General features: G+C 71.7%; 20 protein-coding genes. 12 read left to right on the top strand and 8 right to left on the bottom strand.

Annotated elements, in window-relative coordinates:
- Positions 1–102 precede the first annotated feature (102 nt).
- From P1V51_01700 to P1V51_01720, 5 genes are all read left to right on the top strand, one after another.
- On the top strand, positions 103–801 hold the full coding sequence (locus P1V51_01700) for a hypothetical protein (GenBank protein MDF1561724.1): 699 nt from the start codon (positions 103–105) through the stop codon (positions 799–801).
- A gap of 184 nt (positions 802–985) precedes the next feature.
- The gene (locus tag P1V51_01705) at positions 986–2,227 is read left to right on the top strand and encodes a hypothetical protein (protein ID MDF1561725.1); all 1,242 of its coding nucleotides are present in this window, start codon (positions 986–988) and stop codon (positions 2,225–2,227) included.
- A gap of 185 nt (positions 2,228–2,412) precedes the next feature.
- A complete protein-coding gene (locus tag P1V51_01710) occupies positions 2,413–3,882 on the top strand; it encodes an outer membrane protein transport protein (GenBank protein MDF1561726.1) in 1,470 nt (489 codons plus the stop codon).
- 39 nt (positions 3,883–3,921) lie between these two features.
- Complete coding sequence (locus P1V51_01715; GenBank protein MDF1561727.1) at positions 3,922–4,809, top strand: hypothetical protein; 888 nt, start codon at positions 3,922–3,924, stop codon at positions 4,807–4,809.
- 132 nt (positions 4,810–4,941) lie between these two features.
- Positions 4,942–5,523 (top strand): hypothetical protein, encoded by a 582-nt coding sequence (locus P1V51_01720; protein MDF1561728.1) that lies wholly within the window; start codon positions 4,942–4,944, stop codon positions 5,521–5,523.
- A gap of 6 nt (positions 5,524–5,529) precedes the next feature.
- On the opposite strand, the gene P1V51_01725 is transcribed toward P1V51_01720, so the two are convergent.
- Together P1V51_01725 and xdh are read right to left on the bottom strand one after the other, a co-directional pair.
- Complete coding sequence (locus P1V51_01725; protein ID MDF1561729.1) at positions 5,530–6,756, bottom strand: amidohydrolase family protein; 1,227 nt, start codon at positions 6,754–6,756, stop codon at positions 5,530–5,532.
- Entirely contained in the window at positions 6,753–9,392 is a 2,640-nt protein-coding gene (gene xdh, locus P1V51_01730) for a selenium-dependent xanthine dehydrogenase (protein ID MDF1561730.1), read from the bottom strand. Before xdh ends, P1V51_01725 begins: the two co-directional genes overlap by 4 nt.
- Positions 9,393–9,472: 80 nt before the next feature.
- Here xdh and P1V51_01735 point away from each other — a divergent pair, with 80 nt between their 5' ends.
- The 4 genes from P1V51_01735 (at position 9,473) to P1V51_01750 (ending at position 14,331) form a co-directional block, all read left to right on the top strand.
- A complete protein-coding gene (locus tag P1V51_01735) occupies positions 9,473–10,099 on the top strand; it encodes an NTP transferase domain-containing protein (protein ID MDF1561731.1) in 627 nt (208 codons plus the stop codon).
- A gap of 88 nt (positions 10,100–10,187) precedes the next feature.
- Complete coding sequence (locus P1V51_01740) at positions 10,188–11,879, top strand: hypothetical protein (GenBank protein ID MDF1561732.1); 1,692 nt, start codon at positions 10,188–10,190, stop codon at positions 11,877–11,879.
- A gap of 136 nt (positions 11,880–12,015) precedes the next feature.
- On the top strand, positions 12,016–13,437 hold the full coding sequence (locus tag P1V51_01745; protein ID MDF1561733.1) for an amidohydrolase family protein: 1,422 nt from the start codon (positions 12,016–12,018) through the stop codon (positions 13,435–13,437).
- A 9-nt stretch (positions 13,438–13,446) separates the two neighbouring features.
- On the top strand, positions 13,447–14,331 hold the full coding sequence (locus P1V51_01750) for a hypothetical protein (protein MDF1561734.1): 885 nt from the start codon (positions 13,447–13,449) through the stop codon (positions 14,329–14,331).
- Between the two features lie 66 nt (positions 14,332–14,397).
- Here the strand turns inward: P1V51_01750 and P1V51_01755 are convergent, their stop codons facing one another.
- Complete coding sequence (locus tag P1V51_01755; protein MDF1561735.1) at positions 14,398–15,354, bottom strand: class I SAM-dependent methyltransferase; 957 nt, start codon at positions 15,352–15,354, stop codon at positions 14,398–14,400.
- A gap of 9 nt (positions 15,355–15,363) precedes the next feature.
- Positions 15,364–16,791: a hypothetical protein gene (locus P1V51_01760; protein ID MDF1561736.1), complete on the bottom strand. Its 1,428-nt coding sequence runs from the start codon at positions 16,789–16,791 to the stop codon at positions 15,364–15,366.
- 154 nt (positions 16,792–16,945) lie between these two features.
- Here P1V51_01760 and P1V51_01765 point away from each other — a divergent pair, with 154 nt between their 5' ends.
- Genes P1V51_01765 through P1V51_01775 form a run of 3 tightly spaced genes read left to right on the top strand, consistent with a single transcriptional unit; the run spans position 16,946 to position 20,558 of the window.
- Entirely contained in the window at positions 16,946–19,156 is a 2,211-nt protein-coding gene (locus P1V51_01765) for an efflux RND transporter permease subunit (GenBank protein ID MDF1561737.1), read from the top strand.
- The gene (locus P1V51_01770; protein ID MDF1561738.1) at positions 19,153–20,088 is read left to right on the top strand and encodes a transglutaminase-like domain-containing protein; all 936 of its coding nucleotides are present in this window, start codon (positions 19,153–19,155) and stop codon (positions 20,086–20,088) included. Before P1V51_01765 ends, P1V51_01770 begins: the two co-directional genes overlap by 4 nt.
- Entirely contained in the window at positions 20,085–20,558 is a 474-nt protein-coding gene (locus P1V51_01775; GenBank protein ID MDF1561739.1) for a hypothetical protein, read from the top strand. The genes P1V51_01770 and P1V51_01775 overlap by 4 nt, the downstream gene beginning before the upstream one ends.
- A 23-nt stretch (positions 20,559–20,581) precedes the next feature.
- Here P1V51_01775 and P1V51_01780 read toward each other — a convergent pair whose 3' ends face one another.
- Genes P1V51_01780 through P1V51_01795 form a run of 4 tightly spaced genes read right to left on the bottom strand, consistent with a single transcriptional unit; the run spans position 20,582 to position 23,021 of the window.
- A complete protein-coding gene (locus tag P1V51_01780) occupies positions 20,582–20,782 on the bottom strand; it encodes a hypothetical protein (GenBank protein ID MDF1561740.1) in 201 nt (66 codons plus the stop codon).
- Positions 20,779–21,033 (bottom strand): hypothetical protein, encoded by a 255-nt coding sequence (locus P1V51_01785; protein ID MDF1561741.1) that lies wholly within the window; start codon positions 21,031–21,033, stop codon positions 20,779–20,781. The genes P1V51_01780 and P1V51_01785 overlap by 4 nt, the downstream gene beginning before the upstream one ends.
- Positions 21,034–21,049: 16 nt before the next feature.
- Positions 21,050–21,895, bottom strand: coding sequence for a hypothetical protein (locus tag P1V51_01790; protein MDF1561742.1), 846 nt, complete (start codon positions 21,893–21,895; stop codon positions 21,050–21,052).
- 10 nt (positions 21,896–21,905) lie between these two features.
- On the bottom strand, positions 21,906–23,021 hold the full coding sequence (locus P1V51_01795) for a hypothetical protein (GenBank protein MDF1561743.1): 1,116 nt from the start codon (positions 23,019–23,021) through the stop codon (positions 21,906–21,908).
- Positions 23,022–23,031 lie beyond the last annotated feature (10 nt).

Raw genomic sequence — 23,031 nt, forward strand, 5'->3', positions numbered from 1 at the left:
GGGCCGGGCCATCCTGTGCTCCAGCGCACACCCGGCTCGCATCGGGCGTGCTATTAATGAGGCTTCGGACGCCTTTCATCGACCTGCTTCCTGGAGGGGAAGATGCTCAAGTCACTGTCGGCTCTCACCCTGTCGCTGCTGCTCCTCGCGGCTTGCGGCGCGCTCTCGAACCTCACCACCATCACCCTCGGTGACGGCGAGATCCCCGAGTTCCAGATCGACCGCGAGTACCCCATCGGCTCCCAGGCCCTCGAGGCCTGCCCGGAGGGGACCCGGAACATCACCGATCAGCGCACCGGCGACACCCTCACGGTGAACATCACCAAGACCACCGGTGGCTGCCAGATGGCCTTCGTCCAGCCGCAGATGGTCCTCTTCGACGAGGCCGAGGCCCGCCAGGCCAGCGCCAAGCTCCAGGGCATGCAGATCGAGGGCCTCGAGAGCGCGGCCCTGCTGATCAAGGACTTCTCCCTCACCGACGAGAACGACGCCGCCATCGACATCGAGACCCGGCTGACCTCGCTCTCGGTGAACGTCGACGGCGCCGACCTCTTCACCCGGGAGGACATCCTCGCCCTCTCCAACGGCCCGGTGCGCAAGGAGATCTCCGGCGCGCTGCTCCAGAAGATGGTCGACGGCGTGAACAACGGCACCGCCGTGCGGGCCGACGTGGCCGCCACGGTCGAGTTCCCGGACAGCGCCATGCAGAACCTGCCCGGCCTCCTCCACGTGCAGACCACCCTGCAGCCCGAGGTGCGGCTCGACGTGCTCGAGGCCGCCGCCGGCGCCGCCGGGGGCTGATCCACCGGGCCGGGTGGCCCGATCGTGCCTCCGATTCACAGGGGGGTGCCCCTGGAGGCCGATCACCACACCCCGAGACCCGCTGGAGTCTTCAATGATTCCAGCGGGTTATCTTTTTCTTGAATCTGGCATCCCGCTTGCTGTCCAATCAGGTGAGTGATTCCCCCGAACAGGGAGACGGACCATGAAGAACCAGAAGCGAAACAATCGAGTGTGGCAGCTGAGCGGCGCGATCGCCGTCGTCCTCTTCAGCTCCGGCTGCATCATCCACACCTACGACCACCGGGACGACTTCTACGAGACCCAGTCGCGCACCCGGACGGTCTACACCACCAGCTACGCCTACGTCGGCGGCCACGTGATCCCCGACGTGCACGGCGGCGGCTGGTGCTTCGTCACCGGCCAGCACCACCACGGCTACGCCCCGGACTACCCGAGCTACTACGGCGACGCCGGCGGCTACTACCAGTACCAGGGGCCGGTGAGCTTCTACTTCTACGGCTACCACCCCATCCCCGCGGGCCACGGCCACGGCTGGTGCAACCTCCACGGTCGCCACGTCCACCGCTACCACCCGGGGAACCGCAGCGGCTGGCAGTACCACCGCAGCCGCCGCTACTACTGGTACGACGACCGCAGCCCCCGCCGCGACCCGCACCCGGCCGAGCCCGCCTGGGCCGACCGCAACCCCCGCGGTGAGCCCGTCCGCGGCACGGCGATGGGCCCCACCGGCCACGCCGCCACCCCGGCCCCCCGTGGCCAGCCCGCGCCCGCCGACGACCGGCACTCGAACACCCGCGGCCAGGGCCACCAGCCCGGCCACAGCAACGGCGTCGGCCACGAGCCGCGGGCCAACCCCGCGCCGGTGCGCCGCTACGGGGAGACCCCCTCCTACGACCTGGGCACCGCCTCGGACCGCGGCGGCACCTACATCCCGGCGACCCCGGCCCAGCCGGCGGCCACCCGCGCCGACCCCCGTCCGACCTACGGCGCCTCGGGCGTGACCCCCGCCGCCACCCGGGCGGATCCCCGCCCCACCTACGGCGCCACCCCGGTGAACGAGGACCGCACCGCCGTCCCGGCCCGCCCCAACTACGGCGCGCAGCCCGTGCCGCCCTCGGCCACCCGCGCCGACCCCCGCCCCACCTTCGGCGCCACCCCGGTCGACCAGAGCCGCTCGCCGGTCTCCCAGCCCGGCAACCGGGTCGACCCCCGCTGGCGCCAGCCGCAGGATCCCACCGGCGGCACGGCGACCACCCCGGCCCGCAGCGGTGGCGTGCGCCACCTCGGCCCGGCGAAGGCCGAGCGGGCCAAGCAGGGTGACAAGGACGAGCGCGAGGCGCAGGGCCTGAAGAAGAAGAAGGAGTCGCCGGCCAAGGGCGCGAAGATCCGCCTCGAGCCGGCCACCCCCGCCAAGGGCAACTAGCTTCCTCCCCCCGAAAGGGGTCCCGGAGCGCGGTGGATCGACCCGGTCCACCGCGCTCTTCCTTTGGTTCTCCGGGCAGGGCACGGCATCTTGCTCCTGCGGCCCGCTGGTGTAGGCTGTCGCGAGTTTCCGCCCCGGGGAGGGCGCGGAAGAAGAGAGACCGCCGGGGACAGCCGGGAGGACGCATGCGGAAGGCTCCGCTTCGGACCGCGATCATTGCCCTTTGCCTGCAGGCCACCGTGGCCAGCGCGGGCGGCTTCGAGTTCCCCGACCACGCCGCGACGGCCATGAGCCGGGGGGGCAGCGCGGTCGCCGCCACCGAGGGGACCTCGGCGATCTATTACAACCCGGCCGGGCTCGCGGACCTCGACGGCCTGCAGCTGATGCTCGACGGCGAGCTGGCCCTGATGAGCACCTCCTTCCAGCGCAAGGCGGACGACGGCAGCGGCAACTTCGTCAACGTCGGCCAGCAGGTGAGCAACTCCCGCAACCCCTGGGTCGCTCCCTTCGGGGCGGTGAGCTACCAGGTCCTCGACGGGCTGACCGTCGGCATCGCCGGCTACGGGCCCTCCGCCTTCGCCTGGCAGCGCTACCCGGATCCCCGGGACCTCCAGCCCACGGCCTGGGACGGCGACTACAGCAACGATCCCACCGACTACACGGCGACCGAGCAGGGCGCGCCCCAGCGCTACAACCTGATCGACTCCTCGATCCTCCTGGCCTTCCCCTCCATCGCCGTGGCCTACCGGCCGGTGAAGTGGGTCTCCTTCGGCGCCACCGGCCAGGCCCTCATGGGCGGCACCTCCTTCTCGATGGCCCTCTACGCCGGCCTCGCCGCGGGTGAGGATCCGGCCAGCGACGCCATCGGCTCCCTCGACGTGAAGGCCCGGCCCACCTTCACCTCGATCCTCGGCCTGCAGGTCCACCCGCTGGACGAGCTCTCGGTCGGCGTGAGCTGGCGGCCGGGCTTCACCGTCGCCTCCGACGGCACCCTCGATCTGCAGTTCTCCGACGGGCTGGCCGGCCTGGCCGAGCTGCTGGGTCAGGACCTCGAGCAGACCGGCAACACCACGACCTTCTACAACGACTTCCCCGACGTGATCCGGCTGGGCGTCGCCTACCGGGGCAAGGGCTGGCTCGCCGAGATCGGCGGCACCTACGAGGGCTGGTCCCGGGTCGAGGCCTTCGACGTCACCACCGACGAGATCGTGGTCTGGATGGGGGACGAGCAGATCGAGGTCCCGCCGATCTCGATCCCCAAGAACTGGGACGACACCCTCTCCTTCCGCCTCGGCGGCGCCTTCGCCCTCGGCGAGCTGCTCGGCAAGGACCTGCCCCTGACCGTGCGGGCCGGCTACGTCTTCGAGACCGGGGCCATCCCCGACTCCACGATGGCCCTCGACTTCATCTCCGCGCCCCGCAACCAGCTCACCCTGGGCGCCAGCTACGACCTCGGGCCCATCACGGTGAACGCCGCCGCGACCCGCATCTTCCAGAAGACCGTCGAGGTGACCACCTCCGAGGTCCCCCAGGTCGCCGCGCCCCCGCCGGGCTTCCCGCCCTACGAGGGCTCGATGGTCGGCAACGGCACCTACGCGGCGAACTACACCCTCTTCATCCTCGGCGTGGAAGGTCACTTCCTCGCCGCGGACTGATCCTCTCTCTCTTTTCCTCCCACTCTTGGAGAACGAACGATGAAGAAGCTCACCTGGCTCATGATCCTCCCGCTGATGGCGGGCCTTTCCTTCACCGCCGCCTGCGGCGAGAACGGCGATGACACCCCCGACGGTGGCGGCAGCGACGGCAGCACCAGCTGCCTGGACACCGCGGCCTGCGACGCCGAGTGCAGCGACACCCTGATCGCCGTCTCGGGCGTCGCCTCCGTGCACCCCGTGAGCGCGGCCATCGAGCCGACCCTCACCATGAACAACGTCTCGATGACCCTCGAGGATCCGGTCCAGGTCCTCGCCGGCCGTGACGGCACCCTGGAGAAGGCGGACTGCACCTCCGCGACGGTGACCCTCACCGCCAACTCCGGCGCCGAGACCACCGCGAACTACGCGTTCGCCGACGTCGACACCTCGGCGATCGCCCTGGGCCTCGTGGCCACCTTCGACGACGCCGACATCGCCGGCGCCAGCTACGAGAAGACCACCATGGGCCTCGCCGGCGGCCCGCAGACCGCCGACCTGACCGTGGCCACCCCCGCCTTCGCCGTGGCGACCACCACCGAGGCCTACTTCTCCACCCAGATCGGCCAGGCCCCGGGCTACCTCCGTGACGCCGGCTGGATCTTCGGCATGTTCGTGACCGCCGCCGGCGCCCCGATCGACGGCGTCGAGCTGGTCGACGGCAACGGCGCCCCCTACACCACCGGCATCCACTACCTCGCGGTCGACGGCACCACCGGCGCCATCGTCGGCACCGAGACCGACGGCAACACCTCCCCGGCCGGCATCTTCCTCGTCGAGGGCGCCCCGCTGCAGGAGTACGGCGGCAACATCGCCGGCATGACCTGCGCCAGCCAGCAGGCCGCCACCGCCGCCGGCAGCGTCTTCGTCGTGATGCTCGTCTGCCAGTAGGCCCGAGGCACGATCCGCCGCCACCCGGCGGCGAGCGAGAGCCCGGTTTCCCCGAGAGGGGAGCCGGGCTCTTTGCTTCTCCGGGCCGGGCGTCCGCTTGCAAGTACGCGCCCGGGATCACAGACTCCCCGCATGAAGATCCGCCCCCTGACCCTCGCCTTCCTGATCTTCGCCACTGGCGCCGCGACCTGCGGGGGCATCGATCGGATCCGGATCCGCGAGACCGCGACCGCCGAGATCCCCCCCAGCACCCTCCTCGAGAACCTGGTCGGCGATCTCGGCTTCTCCCAGTTCGCGACCCTCGACCTCTCCCAGAACCAGGAGCTCCAGAACCAGGGGATCGAGAAGCACCAGATCGACCACGTCTATCTCCAGGAGCTCGCCCTGCAGATCACCGCTCCCCCCTCCGGTCAGGACTTCACCTTCATCGACCGCCTGGAGTTCTTCGTCGAGTCGGATGGCCTGCCCACCGAGCTCCTCGCCGCGGGCGGCCCCTTCGCGGCCGACCTCACCGCGGTGAACCTGGACGTCGAGGACGTCGATCTCGCCCCCTACGTCACCGCGCCCTCCATGGCGATCACCACCCAGGTCCAGGGGCGCCGGCCCCGCGAGCGCACCACCATCGAGGCCAGCCTGCGCTTCCAGGTGGACGTGAACGTCGGCGGCCTGGTCTGCGGCGGCGGCAAGGACGAGGCCACCGACGGCGGCGCATAGGCGCCCCTAGAGCGCTCGCATCCGCGCCCACAGCCGCTCGGCCTCGCGCCGCGCCTCCTCCTCGATCGCCTCGAGCTTGGCTCCGACGAGGCGCCCGTCGAGCACCACGGGCTCGCCGGCGACCAGCACGTGGCGGACCGCGCCGCCGGGATCGTCCTCCCAGACGACGAGATCGGCGCGGGCGCCCTCGGCGAGATCACCGAAGGTGCCGCCGAAGAGCTCCGAGGCCAGCCACTGGCCGTTCTCCAGCCGCAGGTGGGCCTCGCCCACCTCCTCCTCGCCCTGCTCGGCGGCCAGGCGCAGGAGCGCCTCCTCCTCCTCCCCCATCACCGCCGGGTAGCCGTCGGTGCCCAGGGCCACCTTCTCGGCCGCGATGAGGCTCGCCGCGTAGCCCACCGCGTTGCCCTCGTTGGAGCGGGGGTTCTGCACGAACCAGCAGCCGGCCTCCGCGGCCTGCTCGACCTCCTCCTCCGAGAGGTGGATCCCGTGGGCGAGGATCGACCCCGGCGGCAGGGCCTCGAGCGCGAGCAGCCGCTGCAGCACGCCCGCGTGGCCGCGGGCCTTCGCGTCCTCGACGTCGGCGCCGTCCTCGGCCAGGTGCACGTGCATCACCGCGCCGAGCTCCCGGCAGAGCTCGCCGGCGGCGCGGACGGTCTCGTCGCTGCAGGTGAAGGAGGCGTGGAGGGCGACGGTGCCCACCAGGCGATCCTCGCCCTCGACGGCGCGGAAGAAGCGGGCGCACTCCGCCAGGCCCCGGGCGCCCTCCTCGGGGCCGCCGTTGCGATCCGTCGCGCCGTAGCCGGTGAGCAGGCGGAAGCCGAGCTCCCGGGAGGCGTCCGCCAGCACGTCGAGGGAGCCCTCGATGAAGGCCGGCGACTCGTGGTGATCGATCAGGGTGGTGGTGCCCGAGAGCAGGGCCATCGCCCCGTAGTAGCGGGCCGAGGCCCGGAGGCTGGGCGCGTCCAGGGCGCGATCGAGCCGCCACCAGAGGCGCTCGAGGATCTGCACGAAGCTCTCGGGCTTCGGCTCGGGCGCCGGCAGGCCGAAGGGGGCCAGCCCGGAGTAGAGGTGGGTGTGGGCGCAGACCCTTCCCGCGGTCAGGGCGCCGCCCCGGGCGTCGAGGATCTCGACCTTCGAGCCCTGGCCCGGGACGAAGACGTCCACCGCGGCGATGACGCCGTCCTTCAGGTGCAGACCCCGGCCCGCGCCGAGATCGAGGTAGCGCTCGCTCATCTCCACTCCTCCCGGGGGATCCGCGCGCGGATCCTCCCCACGGTGATCGCCCGCCCGGCGGGCGAGTCCTTCATCGGCAGCGTGCGGCGCCGCACCCCGTCGAAGGCGAAGAGGGCCGCGGCCACCGCGCCGGCGGTGGGCACCAGCCCGATCTCCCCCACCCCCTTGGCGCCGAAGGGGCCCTCCGGCTCGTGGGCCTCGACCAGGTGCACCTCGACCTCGGGCATGTCCCGGGCGCGCAGCACGCCGATCTCCCGCAGGCGGGTGGCGATGGGCATCCCGTCCACGCAGGGGAGCTCCTCGGAGAGGGCGTGGCCGAGGCCCATGTGCACCGCGCCCTGGATCTGACCCACGCAGAGGTCGGGGTTCACCACCCGCCCGACGTCGTGGGCGGCCACCACCTTCTCCAGCCGGCCCTCGGCGTCGAGGATCACCAGCTGGGCCGCGAAGCCGTAGGTGGTGTGGGTCTTGGGGCGCTCGACCTTCTTGCCCAGGGGGTGGGTGTCGGTGATCTCGATCTCGCCCCGGTAGGTCTTCCCGGCCAGGCTCTCCAGGGTCGCCCCGGCGGCGAGGTCGTCGCGAAGCTGCTCGGCCGCCGCGATCACCGCCCTCCCGGAGAGGAGGGTGCCCCGCGAGCCGGTGGTCTGGCCGCAGCCGAGCTCGAAGGAGGTGTCGGTGCGGGGCACGAAGCGCGAGGAGGGCAGCCCGGTCACCTCGGCGGCGAACTGCTGGAGCAGGGTCGAGAGCCCCTGCCCCATCTCGGTGAAGCCGTTGTAGAGGGCGACGGTGCCGTCCGCCTCGACCCGCAGGCGGGTGCGGCCGTGCTCGACGGCGCCGTTGCCGATGCCGCTGTTCTTGATCCCGCAGGCGACCCCCACGGCCTTGCCGGCCGCCCGGGCCGCCTCGTAGGCGGGCCGCAGGCGCTCGAGGCACTCGCCGATGCCCACCGACTTCTCGAGCCGCTGCCCGCTGGTGAGGGTGTCGCCGACCTCCACCACGTTCCGGCGGCGCAGCTCGAAGGGGTCGAGGCCGGCGGCCTCGGCGAGCGCGTCGAGGACGCCCTCCATCGCGAAGGAGGCCTGGTTCACCCCGAAGCCCCGCATCGCCCCGCAGGGCGGGTTGTTGGTCATCACCGCGGCGGCCTCCACGTCGAGGGTGGGCACGCGGTAGGGGCCGCAGGCGTGGCCCGCCGCCCGGCGCAGGACCTTCTCCCCCACCGAGGCGTAGGCCCCGGTGTCACCGATCAGCCTCGCCCGCACCGCCGTCAGCCTCCCCTCGGCGTCGCAGCCGGCCTCGTAGCGCAGCTCGATCGGGTGGCGCTTGGGGTGCATCCGGATGGACTGCTCGCGGGTGAGGGTGAGCTTCACCGGCCTCCCGGTGAGCCGCGCCAGCAGCGCCGTCTGGGGCTGGATCGAGAGGTCCTCCTTGCCGCCGAAGGCGCCACCGTTGGGGAAGAGCTCGACGAAGACCTCCGCCTCGGGCACCCCGAGGAAGGCCGCCACCTGCCGCCGGTCGTCGAAGATCCCCTGGCCCTGGGTGGCCAGGTAGAGGGTGCCGTCCTCGCGCGGCTCGGCGAAGGCGGCCTCGGGCTCGAGGAAGGCGTGCTCGATGCGCTGGGTGCGCCAGGTGCCCTCCACCCGGTGGGCGCTGCCCCGGAGCGCGGCCTCCGCGTCGCCCAGGACGATCTTCGAGATCGAGAGGAGATTTCCGGGGTGACGATCGTTCACCCTCGGGGCGTCGGGCCGCATCGCCTCGTGCACGTCGACCACGGGGGGGTGCACCTCGTAGTCGACGGCGATCGCGGCGGCGGCGCGGCGCGCGGTCTGGGGATCGCGGGCCGCCACCACCGCCAGCACATCGCCGACGCAGCGGGTGGTCTCGCCCACCGCCACGAAGCCCGGCCAGTCCTGGTGCAGCAGGCCGTGGAAGCGCTCGCCCGGGACGTCCGCCGCCGTGGCCACCCGCACGACGCCCTCCATCGCCTCGGCGGCGCGGGTGTCGATGGCGCGCACCGTCGCCCGGGCGTGGGCCGAGAGGTGCACGGCGCCGAAGAGCATCCCCTCGCGGCGCAGGTCGTCGACGTAGGGGCGCTCGCCGAGGGCCAGGGCCTCGCCCTGGTGGCGGGCCACGGCCTCGCCCACCCCCCCCGCGGCGAGGGGCTGCGGGTCCACCTCGCCGCGCAGCGCCCGGGCGGCGAGCTCCACCGCCTCGAAGAGCTTGAGGTAGCCGGTGCAGCGGCAGAGGTGGACGTCGAGGGCCTTCGCGATCTCCTCCCGGGAGGGATCGGGGCTCTGCGCGAGCAGGTGGTGGGTGCGCAGGACGATGCCGGGGATGCAGAAGCCGCACTGCAGGCCGGCGGCCGCGACGAAGCTGCGGGCGAGCAGCCGCCGCTCCTCTTCGGGCACCCCCTCGAGGGTGACGATCGCCTTGCCGTCGGCCCTCTGCGCCGGGATCGTGCAGGTCGTCTTGGGCTGGCCGTCGATCAGGGCCAGGCAGCAGCCGCACTGCCCCTGGGGTTCGCAGCCGTTCTTCGGAGAGGAGAGGCCGAGGCGATCGCGCAGGAGGGAGAGGAGGGACTCGCCCTCGCGGGGCTCGACCTCCTGCCTCGTTCCGTTGAGCTCGAAGTGGATCGCCAAGGTGGGTGGGACTCTACCAACAATGGTCGGGGCGGGCAGGCGCCTCCCTCATCTGCGGGTGGTAGAATATCCGGGTAGAGATGCCCGGCTCGGCCCCCTCCCTCTTCACGATCCTCCTCGCGGGTGGACGCTCGCGCCGGACCGGCGAGCTGCTGGGACCCAAGGGGCTGGTCGAGCTGCGCGGGGTGCCCTTCCTCCTGCGGCAGGTGCAGGCCCTGCGGACCCTGGGGCTGATGCCGGTGGTGGTGACCGGCTTCCACCACGAGGCCTACGCCGGGGCGCTGGCCGGGGCGGCGGCGAGGATCGTCCGGAACCCGGATCCCGATCGTGGTCCCTTCTCCTCCCTCCAGTGCGGGCTCGAGCTCTGCCTGAAGGATCGCGGCTTCTCCGGGGGGCTCTTCGTCCTGCCCCTCGACGTCCCGGTGCCGAGCGGCCGGGTCTTCGAGATCCTGCGCGAGGGCGGGGGCGGCACCCACGCGGCCATCCCCACCCACCAGGGCCGCGGCGGGCACCCCGTCTGGCTGCCCCGGCCGATCGCCGAGAACCTGCTGGCGGTCGCCGACGGGCCCGACGCCCGCCTCGACCGGCAGCTCTCGGCCTGGGCCGGGCGCGGAGCCGTCCGGCGGCTGGCCGTCCCGGACGGAGACGTGCTCCTCGATCTGAACACCGAGGGTGCGTGGCGAGCCTACCTCGACCTACACGACTGAAGAGATCGCGAGGGGGCTTTGTGGCAAGCGCCCCGCGCCTCGGGTTATCCTTCGATCGAATCGCTTTCTCGTCTGGAGGGACCCCGTGATGACCACGCGACTTTCTCGCGTCCTGCCGATCTTCGTCCTCGCTTTCGCCGCCGCCTGCGGCGACCCCGGCCTCGTCGACATCCCCGGAGGGGACAAGCCCGAATACAACGGTGAGGGCTACAAGCTCGAGATCGTCACCCCGATGCCGATGGTCCTGCAGACCTCGACCACCGGCCTGCTGACGGTCCGCCTGACGCGCCAGGACGTTGGCGTGGCCGGCGCGAACGTGGCCTTCGCGGTGGACGGCGCCAGCGGCGGCGGACGGGTGGGCGCCCTGCGGGCCGCGACCTCCGGCACCGGTGAGGCCTCGGTCGAGGTGATCGCGGGGGCCGAGGAGGCGACCTTCCGCATCGCGATGGAGAGCCAGTACACCAACCTGATGTACGCCGACGTGCAGGTGCGCGCGGCGAACAACACCGGCACCACCGTGACGGTGAGCATCGCCTATCCGGATCAGACCACCCAGCCGATCCAGACGGCGACGATCTCGATCCACGAGGGCACGGTCACCTGCGACGCCCTCAACGCGGCGACCCCGCCGACGGCCCTCTCCTCCCAGGTCCTCAGCAACATCACCAGCAGCGTGGTGTTCACCGACGTCCAGGGCGGCCAGCAGGTCACCGTGCTGGCGGTGGGCAAGAACGTGAACTCCGCCGAGGTCGCCGACGGCTGCGTCGCCGCCACCGACGTGGTGCTCGGCCAGGACAACCCGGTGATGGTCACCCTCGCGGCGCGCACCCTGCGCCTGCAGGGCACCTACGACTACACCAGCGAGTTCGACATGGCGAACGCCATCCCCGGCGTCTTCGGCGACATCGTCAGCGAGGTCGCGGCCATCTCGAGCGACCCCGGGCTCTACATCGTCCTGAAGATCGAGGACCTCGTCGCCGATCCGGGCGACTTCCCCGGGTGGATCATCGACGCCGCCGCCAACGCGGTGAACAACCTCATCACCTCCTACCTGCCGGAGACCTTCCTCAACTGGCTCACCTGGATCGGTGACGCCGCCCGGGTGGTCACCAACCTCACCGTCGAGGGCACCCTCACCATCGCCGACGACGGCAGCGGCGGCCTGCAGGCCACCGAGGTCTGGCAGAACGTGGTCTTCCAGTGGCGCGGCCAGTGCGATCCGGCCACCTCGCCGCTCTGCGACCAGCGCCGCATCGCCCTGCGCAACACCCGCATCGGCGAGCAGACGATGACCTACGCGGTGACCCGCGACAACCTGGTCTTCCGCGCCGGCGAGCACACCCGCAGCGTGCCCTACGCCCGCTTCTTCCACCTCTTCCTGCTGCAGGTCGTCTATCCGGAGCTCGTCCCCGGCGCGACCGGCACGGGGCAGATCCTCGCCAACGCGATCGACTGCAACGCGGTCGCCGAGTGGGTCGAGGAGGTCGACGGCAACGACGACGGGCAGATCGACGTGGTGGTCACCACCCTCTCCGTGGCCCAGCTCGAGGGCTACTGCGGCCAGGGCCTCTCGGCGGTCGGCGGCGTCATCGACGGCAAGCTCGACCAGCTGGCCAACTCGGTGAACAGCAACGTCAGCCTCACGGGCGCCGCCGAGATCGTCGATCTCAACGCCGACCTCCTGGTCGACAAGCTGCAGAACGGCGTCTGGACCGGCACCATCACCGTGGACGGCTCGGCCGAGCCCGTGACCGGCTCCTTCGACGCGAGTCGCAACTAGGCGCGAGCCGACCTCAGCCTCCGCTTCCGCTTCCGCCTCAGCGGCTTTTCCATGGTGTGCCCGGATGCGTCCGGGGAACCAGGGAGAAACCGCTGAGGCTTAGGCTGAGGCGGAGGCTTAGGAGTAGAACAGGAGCATGATCGGTGCCCGCCTGTTCGCTCTCGTCCCCCTCCTCGTGACCCTGGGCTGCGCGGGGCATCTGCCCCGCCTGGTGAAGCTCCCGGCCAAGGAGCCGGGGACGATCTTCTTCGAGGGGGTGCGGGTCTTCGACGGCGAGGATCTCCTCCCGGGACCGCAGGACGTGCTGGTCCGCAAGGGGAAGATCGCCTTCGTCGGCCCCGCCGGGACCGTGCCGCCCCCCGAGGGCGCGACGAGGATCCCGGGAGCCGGGCGCACCCTCCTGCCGGGGCTCTGGGACAGCCACCTCCACCTCGGCGGCGCGCAGGGTGAGCTGCCCTGGGACGCCCGCCTGCCGGACCTGCGCCGTCAGCTCGAGGGCCTGGTCTACTCGGGGGTGACCTCGGCGGTGGACGCCGGACGCAGCCTCGACGTCCAGAAGCTCCACCGGCGCATCCGCCGCGGGAAGGTGGTCGGCCCCCACCTGATCTCCTTCTCCCGGGTCCTCACCAAGAAGGAGGGGCACCCGATCCCCCTCATCCGGACCTTCCTCCCCTGGCCGGTCTCGTCCATCGGCATCAAGCGCTCGGTGCGGGAGATCGACTCGGTGGAGGAGGCGGGCCCGGCGGTGGCGAGGGAGATCACCAGCAGCCAGACCCCCTGGGTGAAGATCGTCTACAACTCGATCCCCGACGACGCGGCGCACCTCTCCTTCGAGGAGCTCGAGGCGCTCATCCTGGCCGCCCACGCCGGTGGGCGGAGGGTCGGCGTCCACGTCGGCACCCCCCGGGAGGCGAAGGAGGCGGCCGCCGCCGGCGCCGACCTCCTGATGCACACCCCCTGGACCGCGGAGCTCACCGAGACAGTGCTCCTGGCGCTGCAGGAGGGTGGCGCCCCGGTGATCACCACCTCCCAGATCCAGGGCTCCGTCGACCGCGCCGTGCGCGGCGAGCTCGACCCCTTCGAGCTCGAGCAGGCGGTGGCGGACCCCGAGCGCCTCGCGCGGCTGGGGCCCAAGCCCCGGGGCTACCGGGAGGAGGTCTTCTCGCCGGAGTACCTCGAGAAGCTCGCCGTCTGGGACCGCCGGCTGGGGGAGAACCTCCTCCGCCTCTTCGAGGCCGGCATCCCCCAGCTGGTGGGCACCGACGCCAGCGTGCCGGGGCTCTACCAGGGCCCGGCCCTGCACCGGGAGCTGGAGGCGCTGGTGGCCCTCGGCCTCCCGCCCCTGGAGGTCCTGCGCCGGGCGACCTCCCGGCCGGCGGCCTTCTTCGAGCCCCAGGGCAAGCGCGGCCGCGTCGAGCGGGGCCACCTCGCCGATCTGCTCCTGGTCGAGGGCAACCCCCTCGAGAACATCACCGACACCCGGCGCATCGTCGGGGTGTGGGTCGGCGGCCGCCGGGCCGAGCGCCTGACACCGGCGCACGTCGCCGAGGCGCGCTAGACTGAGGGGATGCGTCGGCTCCTCACGTCCATCGCCCTCCTCCTGGCCGGCACCGGCTGCGCCACCAACCTCTCGACCCTGCAGTCGGCCGAGACCCTCAAGCCGATGCAGGTGCGGCCGGCGATCGGCGGCGGCATCTACCTGCCGGTGGGGCAGGTGCAGGAGACCAAGGCCCTGGCCGACGAGGAGGCCGCGAACCTCCAGGCGGTGCAGGACGGCACCGGCGGCACGCCCCCGGACGCGGCCACTCAGCGGCGGATCATCGAGCTGGCCGCCTCCCTCGCCGTGCTCACCCCGGCCCCCGTCGCCCAGGGAGGCCTGCGCCTCGGCCTGGCCGAGGGCTTCGACGTGGGCTTCGCCTGGTCGACCTCCTCCTGGCGCATCGACGGCAAGCTGCGGCTGCGGGGCGGCGAGGGGAAGGGCGTCCACGTCGCGCTGCTGGCGGGCTACGAGCTCTACACCTTCGACGTGCGCCTCTTCGAGCTCGACCAGTACCTGCAGCAGGACATCTCGATGATCTTCGACTACGTGAGCCTGGACAGCCCCCAGCGCCACGACTTCGATCTGCGCCTGCTCCTCTCGGGGAAGATCGCGAAGCTCTTCGTCCCCTACGCCGCCCTCGAGTACCGGGTCGGCATCTACTCCCTGCCCCTGACCCTCACCTACACCCTGCCGCCGCCGGCCGCTCCCTTCGTCCACGAGGAGGACCTCAAGGGCACCCTCCACTACGGCGGGGTGATGGGCGGGCTGGCCTTCGGGCCGAAGATGGTCCGGCTCTACGTCGAGGTGCACGCCGGCTACGCGTATGCGCCGAGCACGGTCTACGGGGAGGCGGCGGAGCTGGGCGGCCTCGCCGTCTTCCCCGCCGCCGGCCTCGCGCTCACCCTGTTCTGATGGGGTCAGACCCCGACAATTGACATTTGGGGTCGAGACCGGACGAGCAGCTCCAAATGTCAATTGTCAGGGTCTGACCCCAGCCTTCTTCCTCGGCGTGCCGCGGAAGCAGCGGTGGATCTTCTTGTCCCGGAAGTCCTCCGGGATGCTCCCCGGCGTGAGCTCCTCGATCTCGAAGTCGTCGAAGGCGCCCTCGGCGGGATCGAAGCTGCGGTAGTTGGCCGAGAAGTAGAGGGTGCCCGCGCCCTCCAGGCGCTGGCGCACGCCCCGCAGCAGGGCCTGATGATCGCGCTGCACCTCGAAGTCGCTCTCCATCTTCTTGCTGGCGGAGAAGGCCGGCGGGTCGAGGACGATCAGGTCGTAGCGGTCGGTCCCCTGGAAGAGCCAGCGCAGGACGTCCGAGCGCAGGAAGTCGTGGGTCTCGGTGGGGAGATCGTTGAGGGCGAAGTTGTCCTCAGCCCAGTCCAGGTAGGTGTTCGAGAGGTCCACCGAGGTCACCCGCTGGGCCCCGCCCGCCGCCGCGTGCACCGAGAAGCTGCCGGTGTAGCAGAAGAGGTTGAGCACCCGCTTGCCGCGGGCCTCGGCGCCCACCCGCGCCCGGGTCTCCCGGTGATCGAGGAAGAGGCCGGTGTCGAGGTAGTCGTCGAGGTTCACCCAGAACTTCAGGCCCGCCTCGGTGACGACGTGGCGCCTCCCGGTGCGGGCCCGCACCTCGTACTGCTCCTGGCGCCAGGCCTTCGGCGCCTTGATCGCGAGGTGTACCGCCTCCTCGGGGACCTCCAGCGCCTCGGCGCAGGCCGCGATCGCCTCCCGGGCCGGCGCCTCGCCCCCGGTGGGCACGCCCCGCCGCTCCTGACCCGAGGGCAGCCAGAGCAGGCGCACCTGCCCCGCGTACCACTCCACGATGTAGCGGTGCCCGGGGATGTCACGATCGTAGACCCGCCAGGCGTCGGTCCCCGTGCGCTTCGCCCACTTGCGCAGCTTCTTCTGCTGCTTGCGCAGCCGGCCGACGAAGTCGTCCATCCTCTCCATCTAGAGTCCTCGCTCGCAGGCCCGCAGGCGCTGGAAGTGCTCCCAGTCCTCGCCGCCCGCCGCGGCGAGGCGGCCGGCCAGCTCGAGGTTCTCGGCGGCGCGCGCGAGGCGCTCCCAGCCCGCCGACTCGAGGAGGAGGGCGTCGATCTTCGCGTCGACGCCCCGCTCTACGGCCCGCTTGGTCTGGTAGGCCCGGGAGAGGGGGTGGGTGTCGAGGAGCTTCAGGATCGCCTCCCGCTCCTCCGCGAGGAGCGCGGGGTAGGCGGGGTGGTAGGGATCGTCCAGCACCGGCCAGCGGGAGAGGAGCAGCCCGGAGAGATCCCACCAGGCCTCGTCGGTCTCCTGCCGGGCCCGCTCGGCCTGCAGCTCCAGCGCCTGCAGCTGCAGGCGCGCCGCCTCCAGCTTCCGGGAGGCCGCGCGGGCGTCGAGGCCCAGGGAGGCCTCGAGGGCCTTCACCACCCGCCGCTCCTCGGGGAGGTCGACCTCCTTCGAGGGGCCGCGCTCGGGGGCGGCCTGCCGTAGCCAGCGCTCGCTGGTGGTGGTGGGCACGTCGAGGGTCTTCGAGACCAGCCGCACCCGGGTGTGGGCCTCGAGGAGCGAGACCCGGCGATCGCCGTCGAGGTCGAGGAGCCCGGGCTCCAGGGGCTTGCCCTCCCGGTCCTCACCCTTCAGGGCGTGGAGGAAGTGGATGCCGTAGCCCTCGTGGACCCGGCGATCGGGGTCGGGATCGCAGCCCGAGGCCTGCCGCTCCCAGGTGGTGGCGAAGAGGCCGCAGCGCAGGGCGCCCGGCCCCGGCCCCTGCGCCGCGTCGCCCTCCCGGAAGAGCACCTCGGAGAAGCCCCCGGAGTAGCACGAGGTCAGGATCAGCCGCAGGGTCGCCGCCTCGGGCGCCGCGTCCGCCACCGCGGCCAGGTCCGGCACCCCGACGGACCAGCCGCCCCAGAGGCGGATGAGCGCGTCGGCGGGGGCTTCGCTGCTCTCGCCGTGGGCCGCGACGTAGAGGGTGGTGGTGCCCTCCCGCTTCAGCTCCAGGGCGAGCACCTCCTCCAGATCGTCGGCCCGGGCCGGGCCGCTGGGCTTCAGGCTCGTGGGCTGGTAGCGGGCGTCGCGGCCGCCGCGGGGAGCGAAGAGGTGACCGAGGCGGGCGACGAGGGGATCGCCCTTCACCTCCGGATCCCGCACCTGCACCGCCCGGGTCCCGGCGCCTCCCGCGTAGAGGAGCGCCACCGGCTCCCCGAGGACCGCACGGGCCAGCTCGAGATCCTGCTCGATCGAGAGCTGGTTGGAGTCCGGGCTCGAGCCACCGCCCAGCCCGACCCAGCGCAGCTTGCCGAGCCCGGGGTGAGGGCGCAGCCCGCCGGCGCCGAGGCCGGCGGCGAGCGCCACCCCCAGGATCAGGGGGGGCAGGCGGCGGAAGATCGAGCGCATGGCCGATCAAAGACCACGAACCCACCGGCAGCGCCAGCCACGCGCCTCTGATGGGGTCAGACCCCGACACTAGACATTTGGTATCGAAGCGACTTCCGGGCTGCCAAGTGTCAAGTGTCGGGGTCTGACCCCATCCGGGAGCTATACTCGCGCCATGCGGGGCCACGAGGAGGACGGATACGAGGGCGTCGATCGCCGCTCCCTCTCCTGGCTGCTGCGCTACCGGGTGCCGATCCTGCTGGTGCTCTTCGCCGCCAGCATCACCCTGGCCCACGCGTCGAGCGAGCTGCGCTTCGACTTCTCGCCCCAGCAGCTCTTCGAGACGGTGGACGAGGACCCGGCCTGGCGGGTGTGGCAGGAGACGATCGAGATCTTCGGCCGGGACGACCTCACCCTCTTCGTGGTCCTCGACCTGCGGCCCCTGGGTGAGGCCGCCGACGTCCTCGACGATCAGCACCGAGCCTGGCTGGGGGAGCTCGCCGAGGCCATGGAGGAGAACCCGGACGTGGTGGAGCAGAGCTCCATCGCCCGGATGACCACCATCCGGGGCGACGGCGAGTCCCTCGACGTCCTCGACGCCTCCGAGCTCGACGCCGAGGAGCTGGCGAACGACCCCATCCTGCGGGGCAGCCTCTTCTCGCAGGATCGCAAGCTGGCGGTCGCGCTCCTGAAGCTCGACCCCGGCCGGCGGCAGGTCGACGACCTGCGGCCGATGGTCGAGGGGGTCGCCGCCTGGCTCGAGGCGCACCCCCCACCGGCGCCGGCGAGGGTCCACCTCGCGGGCATCCCCTACATCCGGGTGGACGTGGCGGACTCCCTGCGGGCGGACCAGCTGAAGTTCATGCCGATCACCCTGGCGGTGCTCCTCGCCCTGCTCGGCTTCATCTTCCGCAGCGTCACCCGGATGCTCCTGCCCCTGGCCACGGTGGGCCTGGCGGTGGTCTGGACCACGGGGGTGATGGCGCTGACCGGCACGCCGGTGGACATCATCAACAACGTGGTGCCCTCCCTCCTGCTGGTGATCGGCCTCTCGGACGGGCTCCACCTCATGGCCCGGGCGCACGCCGAGACGGCCGGGGGCGTCGACCCGAAGGTCGGCCTCGACCGGGCGGTGCGGCGCATCGCGGCGGCCTGCTTCCTGACCAGCATCACCTCGGCGGTGGGCTTCGCCTCCCTCCTCGCCACCGGCACCGCGGGCTTCTGTATCCGCCACGCCTGGGCGACGGTGATCGCCAGCGCCCTACTCACCCTCGGCGCGGCCACCATCGGCCTCCTGCGGGTGCACCCCAACGTCCGCCTCACCGAGGTCTACGGGCCCGAGCACCCGGTGCGCACCCTGCAGGCGACCCTCGATACGCACCTCGGAGGGGTGCTGCCGATGGACCTCCTGGTGCGCTTCCCGCAAGCGGAGGCGGAGCGGGATCCCGAGCGCCTGAAGCAGGTGCAGGCGCTGCAGCAGCAGGTCGAGGCCCTCCCCGGGGTGACCCACGCCCGCAGCGTGGTCGACTTCGTGGCGGGCCTCCACCGCGCGCTCACCGGCGCCGGCCCCGGCTCCGCCGAGCTGCCCGGGACCCGGGAGCTCCTCGCCCAGGAGTGGCTGCTCTCGGAGATGGGCACGGAGACCCTGCCCCTCGAGCGCTACCTCGCCGACGAGGGGAGGCTGGTGCGGATCTTCCTGCGCACCGCCGACATCGGCGGCCGCCGGGCCGGCCAGCTCGAGGGGAGGATCCAGGAGCTCGCCGCCGGGATCTTCGGCGAGGCCAGCGAGGTCGAGGTGACCCTCACCGGCGACGCCTACGTCGCGTCGCGGAACATGACCGCCCTGATCGGCGACCTCTTCCGCTCCCTCTCCCTGGCCAGCTGCTTCATCTTCGTGGTGCTGCTGGTGGCCTTCCGCAGCCTGCGCCTCGCCCTCCTCGCGGTCTGGCCCAACGCCCTGCCCCTGATCGTCACCCTGGGCGTGATGGGCCTGTGGGGGCTGGACCTCGACGTCACCAACGTCGTGATCTTCTCCATCGCCCTGGGGCTCGCGGTGGACGACACCATCCACGTGATCGCCCGCTTCCAGGAGGAGCGCCGCGAGGGCGAGGATCCCACCCTCGCCCTCGAGCGGGCCATGCAGGGGACCGGCCAGGCCATCGTCCTGACCTCGGTGGTCCTCGGAACCGGGATGCTGGTGCTCACGACCTCGACCTTCATGCTCACCGCGCGCTTCGGGGCGCTGGCCGCCCTCACCCTGGGCCTCGCGCTGGTGGCCGATCTGGCCCTGCTGCCGGCCCTGCTCCACCTGGCCTACCGCCCGCGGGCTCCGGCGAGCGACTCCCCCGCCGGGGAGGAAAACGGGCTAGGATCGCGGGTGGAATGAGCAAGCGCCCCAGGCACGAGAGCGAGATTCTCCTTCGCGAGGTGCGCGGGCCCGAGGAGCCCATCGAGGTGCTGGATCTGACCACCCGCACCGAGGCTCGCCACGAGCTGGTCGCGCTCATGGACGGTCCGAAGGCCGCCATCGATCTGGCGCAGGCCTGCCTGCTGATCACCCGGGACGAGCTGGACGGCGACCTGGACGAGGACGAGGAGGCGGCCAGCCTGGAGGAGCTCGACCACCTGGCGACCCGGGTGCGGCACACCTTCTCCCCGGGGGCCTCGTCGCCGGAGCGCCTCGCCGCCCTGCACCAGGTGCTCTTCGACGACGCCGGCTTCTGCGGCAACCACGAGGACTACTACGCCATCGACAACGCCCTGCTCCCCCGGGTGATGGCCACCGGCATGGGGCTGCCCCTCCTGCTCTGCGTCGTCTACGTCGAGGTCGCCCGGCGCGTGGGGATCGAGGCGCAGCCCGTCGCCTTCCCCGGCCACTTCCTGGTCCGCTGCGAGCTCGACGACGGCTTCCTGGTCATCGACCCCTTCAACGGTGGGCGCCTCCTCGACCGCGCCGACTGCGAGGAGCTCCTCGAGGAGATCACCGAGGGGCAGCACACCTTCGACGAGGCGATGCTCGAGCCGGCCACCGAGCTCGAGGTGCTGACCCGCCTCTACCTCAACCTGCGCCGCAGCCACCTCCTCGCCGGCGACATCGTGCGGGCCCTGCGGGCCCAGGACGGGGTCGTCGCCCTCAACCCCGACTCGATCCCCGCCCTGCGGGATCGGGCCCGCCTCTACGCCCGGCTGGGGGCCCACCCCCTGGCGGCCCTGGACCTCGAGCACTGCCTGGAGCTGGGCCCGCGGACCGGCAAGCTCTACCAGGCCCTCCAGCAGGAGGCCGCCATGGCCCGGCGCAAGGGGCGCTTCCAGGCATGAAGACGATCGCCCACACCCTGATGAGCATCGCCCTGGCCGGCTCGGCCCTGCTCTTCGTCCCGGCCCTCTACCTGCGCTACCGGGCCGCGGCCGATCCGCTGGGGATCGTGGACGGACTCCTGCGCCTCTCCTGGTGGCTGCCGATCCTCTTCTTCGCCGCCCTCCTCATCTACGCCGAGGGGCGCATGTCCCGGGCCCGGGGGCTCTTCTCGGTCTACCTGCCCCTCTTCCTGGTCCTCTCCCTCACCGGGGTGGGGATCGTCGGCTGGGCGAACGACGGCAACATCATCGTCGACCACGAGGCGCGGCGCCTCTCCCGGGCAGAGGAGCTCGCGGAGTCCCGGGGCGAGCGGGTCCTGCGGGAGTCCGACTTCTCCCTGGTCGCGGGCCCGGCGATCTGGGCCCACGAGCACCTGCCCCGGCACCCCTTCGGGCGGGCGCCGCTGAAGGCGGGCGGCCCGGCGGACTGAAGGCCGTCGTCAGGCCGGCCCGATCAGGGGATCGGGCACTGGATCGCCGCGTAGATCGACCCGTAGTAGGTGTTCATCGCCTCGAGGAGGTCGATCAGGAAGGGCCAGGAGAGGGCCCCGCCCCCGAGGATCATCGCGGAGATGATCGCGTACTCGGAGGAGGCCTGCCCCGCCTCGACGGCCGCGCCGGCCTTGCGCCAGAGCTCACGCAGCCGGGAGATCACGGCTGCTCTCCCTGGCAGTTGCCCTTGGAGGAGCACTTCTGCTTGCACTTCGCCTCCACGGTCTTGCAGGCGCCCTTGCACTTGCCGGCGCCGCGGCCCGCGTACTCGTCGCAGGCCTCCTCGCACTTCTCGGTGCGCTCCTCGCAGCGGACCTCGCACTCCATCACGTCGTCGTAGGCCATCGCCTGGCCGGGGAGCACGAGTGCGCCGGCCAGGAGGCCAAAGATCGCCAGAGCTCGAATCGTCTTCATACCTTCCTCCAGGAGTTCAGTTCGCCACCGCCGGGGGCGCGGCCCCCGCGGGCTTGCTGTGATCGGATAGCAGAGAGAAGACCTGGATGCCCGGACGCTGGGAGAGCGGGTCGTGGCGCAGGCTGACCTGCGCCTCCAGCTGGCTCTTCCGCGCCTTGATCCAGGCGTTCTTTCCGTCCTTGCCCATCGTCACGCTCGGCCGCTGCCAGCCTCGTTCGACGAAGGCCGCCTCGTAGTATTCAATCAGCTGCCCGAGGGTCAGATCGGGCACCGTGGCCGTCACCCACTGCTGGCCGATCCCCTCGACGCCGGCGCCCATCACCGCGGTGTGGGTGGCGCTCGGCGGGTGGGGTAGGACCTCGGGCACCCGGGCCTCCTGCATGCTCCGCATGACGTCCGGGGCGCTGGAGGTCGAGACGAAGACCAGGGTGGAGTCGTCCCCCTGCGGGATCAGGGTGGCCGTGTGCTGCAGGTCGGTCATCTTCTCGCGGTAGCCCACGTAGCCGATCCCGCTCTCGAAGCGCTTGGAGACCAGCTGCATCCCGGCCTCGGAGAGCCGGGTCTCGTAGAACTGCTGCACCACCTCGATCGGGTCGGGGGCGGTGAACCATCCGGTGGACATGGGGACGCCCTGGACGTTCATCTGATCGCTGAAGGCGCTCAGCTGTGCGTCCGCGTAGGCGGGCATGCCGCTCTCCTTCTCCGAGATGGGGCGCGGGGGCACGTCGAGGGGCTCGAGGGCGCCGACCTCCAGGACCTCCAGCTCGGCGGGCCCCGTCTCCGAGCGCAGGAAGCCGAGCCCCACGCCGAGGACGGTGCCGGCCACTGCGGCCAGGAGAATGGTTCGAAGCCAGCCCGGCATGACGTCCCTGCTAGCAGCTCTCCGCGTCCTTGCAGCCCATGTACCACTTGCCGCGGTCCGAGTTCTTGTAGGTGTTCTCGTACTTGTCGCCGTCGCCGTCCTTCCAGGGCGTGACGAAGTACTTCCGGTTCTGTCCCTCTTCGCTGACGTTGTTCTTGGGCGTCTGCGAGCTGCTGCCCGAGCCCACGCCGTAGCGCTGCTTGAGCTGGCCGTGGCGGACGGCCAGGTCGGCCTCGAAGAGGTTGTCGCCGAAGAACCAGCCGTAGCCCGGCATCAGGAGCTCGTTGCCCCAGGCCTGGGCCAGGAAGGCGATGGAGCCGCCGAAGTAGCCCCAGTAGATGATGCTGCCGGTGTAGGCCTTGTCGACCCGGTCGAAGAAGTTCCCCGACTCGTTCTCCTGGTCCTGGTCGGCCACGTCGTTGAGCGCCCAGGTGTCGGTGAGGATCGCCGTGCGGTAGGGCGGGTACTGGAAGAAGCCGCCGCTCACCCCGTGGGCGTCACCCTGGAGACCGTTGTTGACGTGGTGGACCTCCGAGAGCCCGCCGGCGCCCTTGTCGTCGCCCTCCAGGATGTCGTGCTGCGAGAACTGCTGCATGAACTTCGAGGAGATCCGGTCGTTGATGACCGAGAGCTGGGCCTTGCAGGTGAAGAAGCCTCCGTGCGCGCCGTTCTGGATCTCCCCGATCAGCGCCCCCGAGGGCCCCAGGAAGTCCATGGGCACGTCGGCGGCGAAGCTGTCGTCGGTCAGCTCGCAGGCGACCTGGTTGGCCGACCCCCCGCCCTGCAGCCAGCACTGGTGAGCCGAGAGGGCGAGGTGGTGGGTCTCGTCGTCGCAGTCGGTGCCGGCGGAGTAGGCGTTGTAGGCCGCGCTGTGATCGCAGTAGAGGAGCCGGTTGGCGGCCCCGACGCTGTTGGCGTGGTTGCTGCCCTTCTCGTAGTCGCGGGCGGTCAGGTCCCACTGAGCCGAGATCACCGTCTCCTGCAGGTTCAGCTTGTAGCGCAGCAGGTCGTCGAGGAGCAGCGCGTAGAGGATCATCGGCACGAAGACGATCATCGAGATCGCCATCTCGACCATCGCGCCGCCGCGCTCGTCGGTGAAGCGGGAGAGGAGAGGAAGGTATCGCATGATCGTCTCT

It is taken from the genome of Deltaproteobacteria bacterium, assembly GCA_029210625.1.
Classification (GTDB): domain Bacteria; phylum Myxococcota; class Myxococcia; order SLRQ01; family SLRQ01; genus JARGFU01.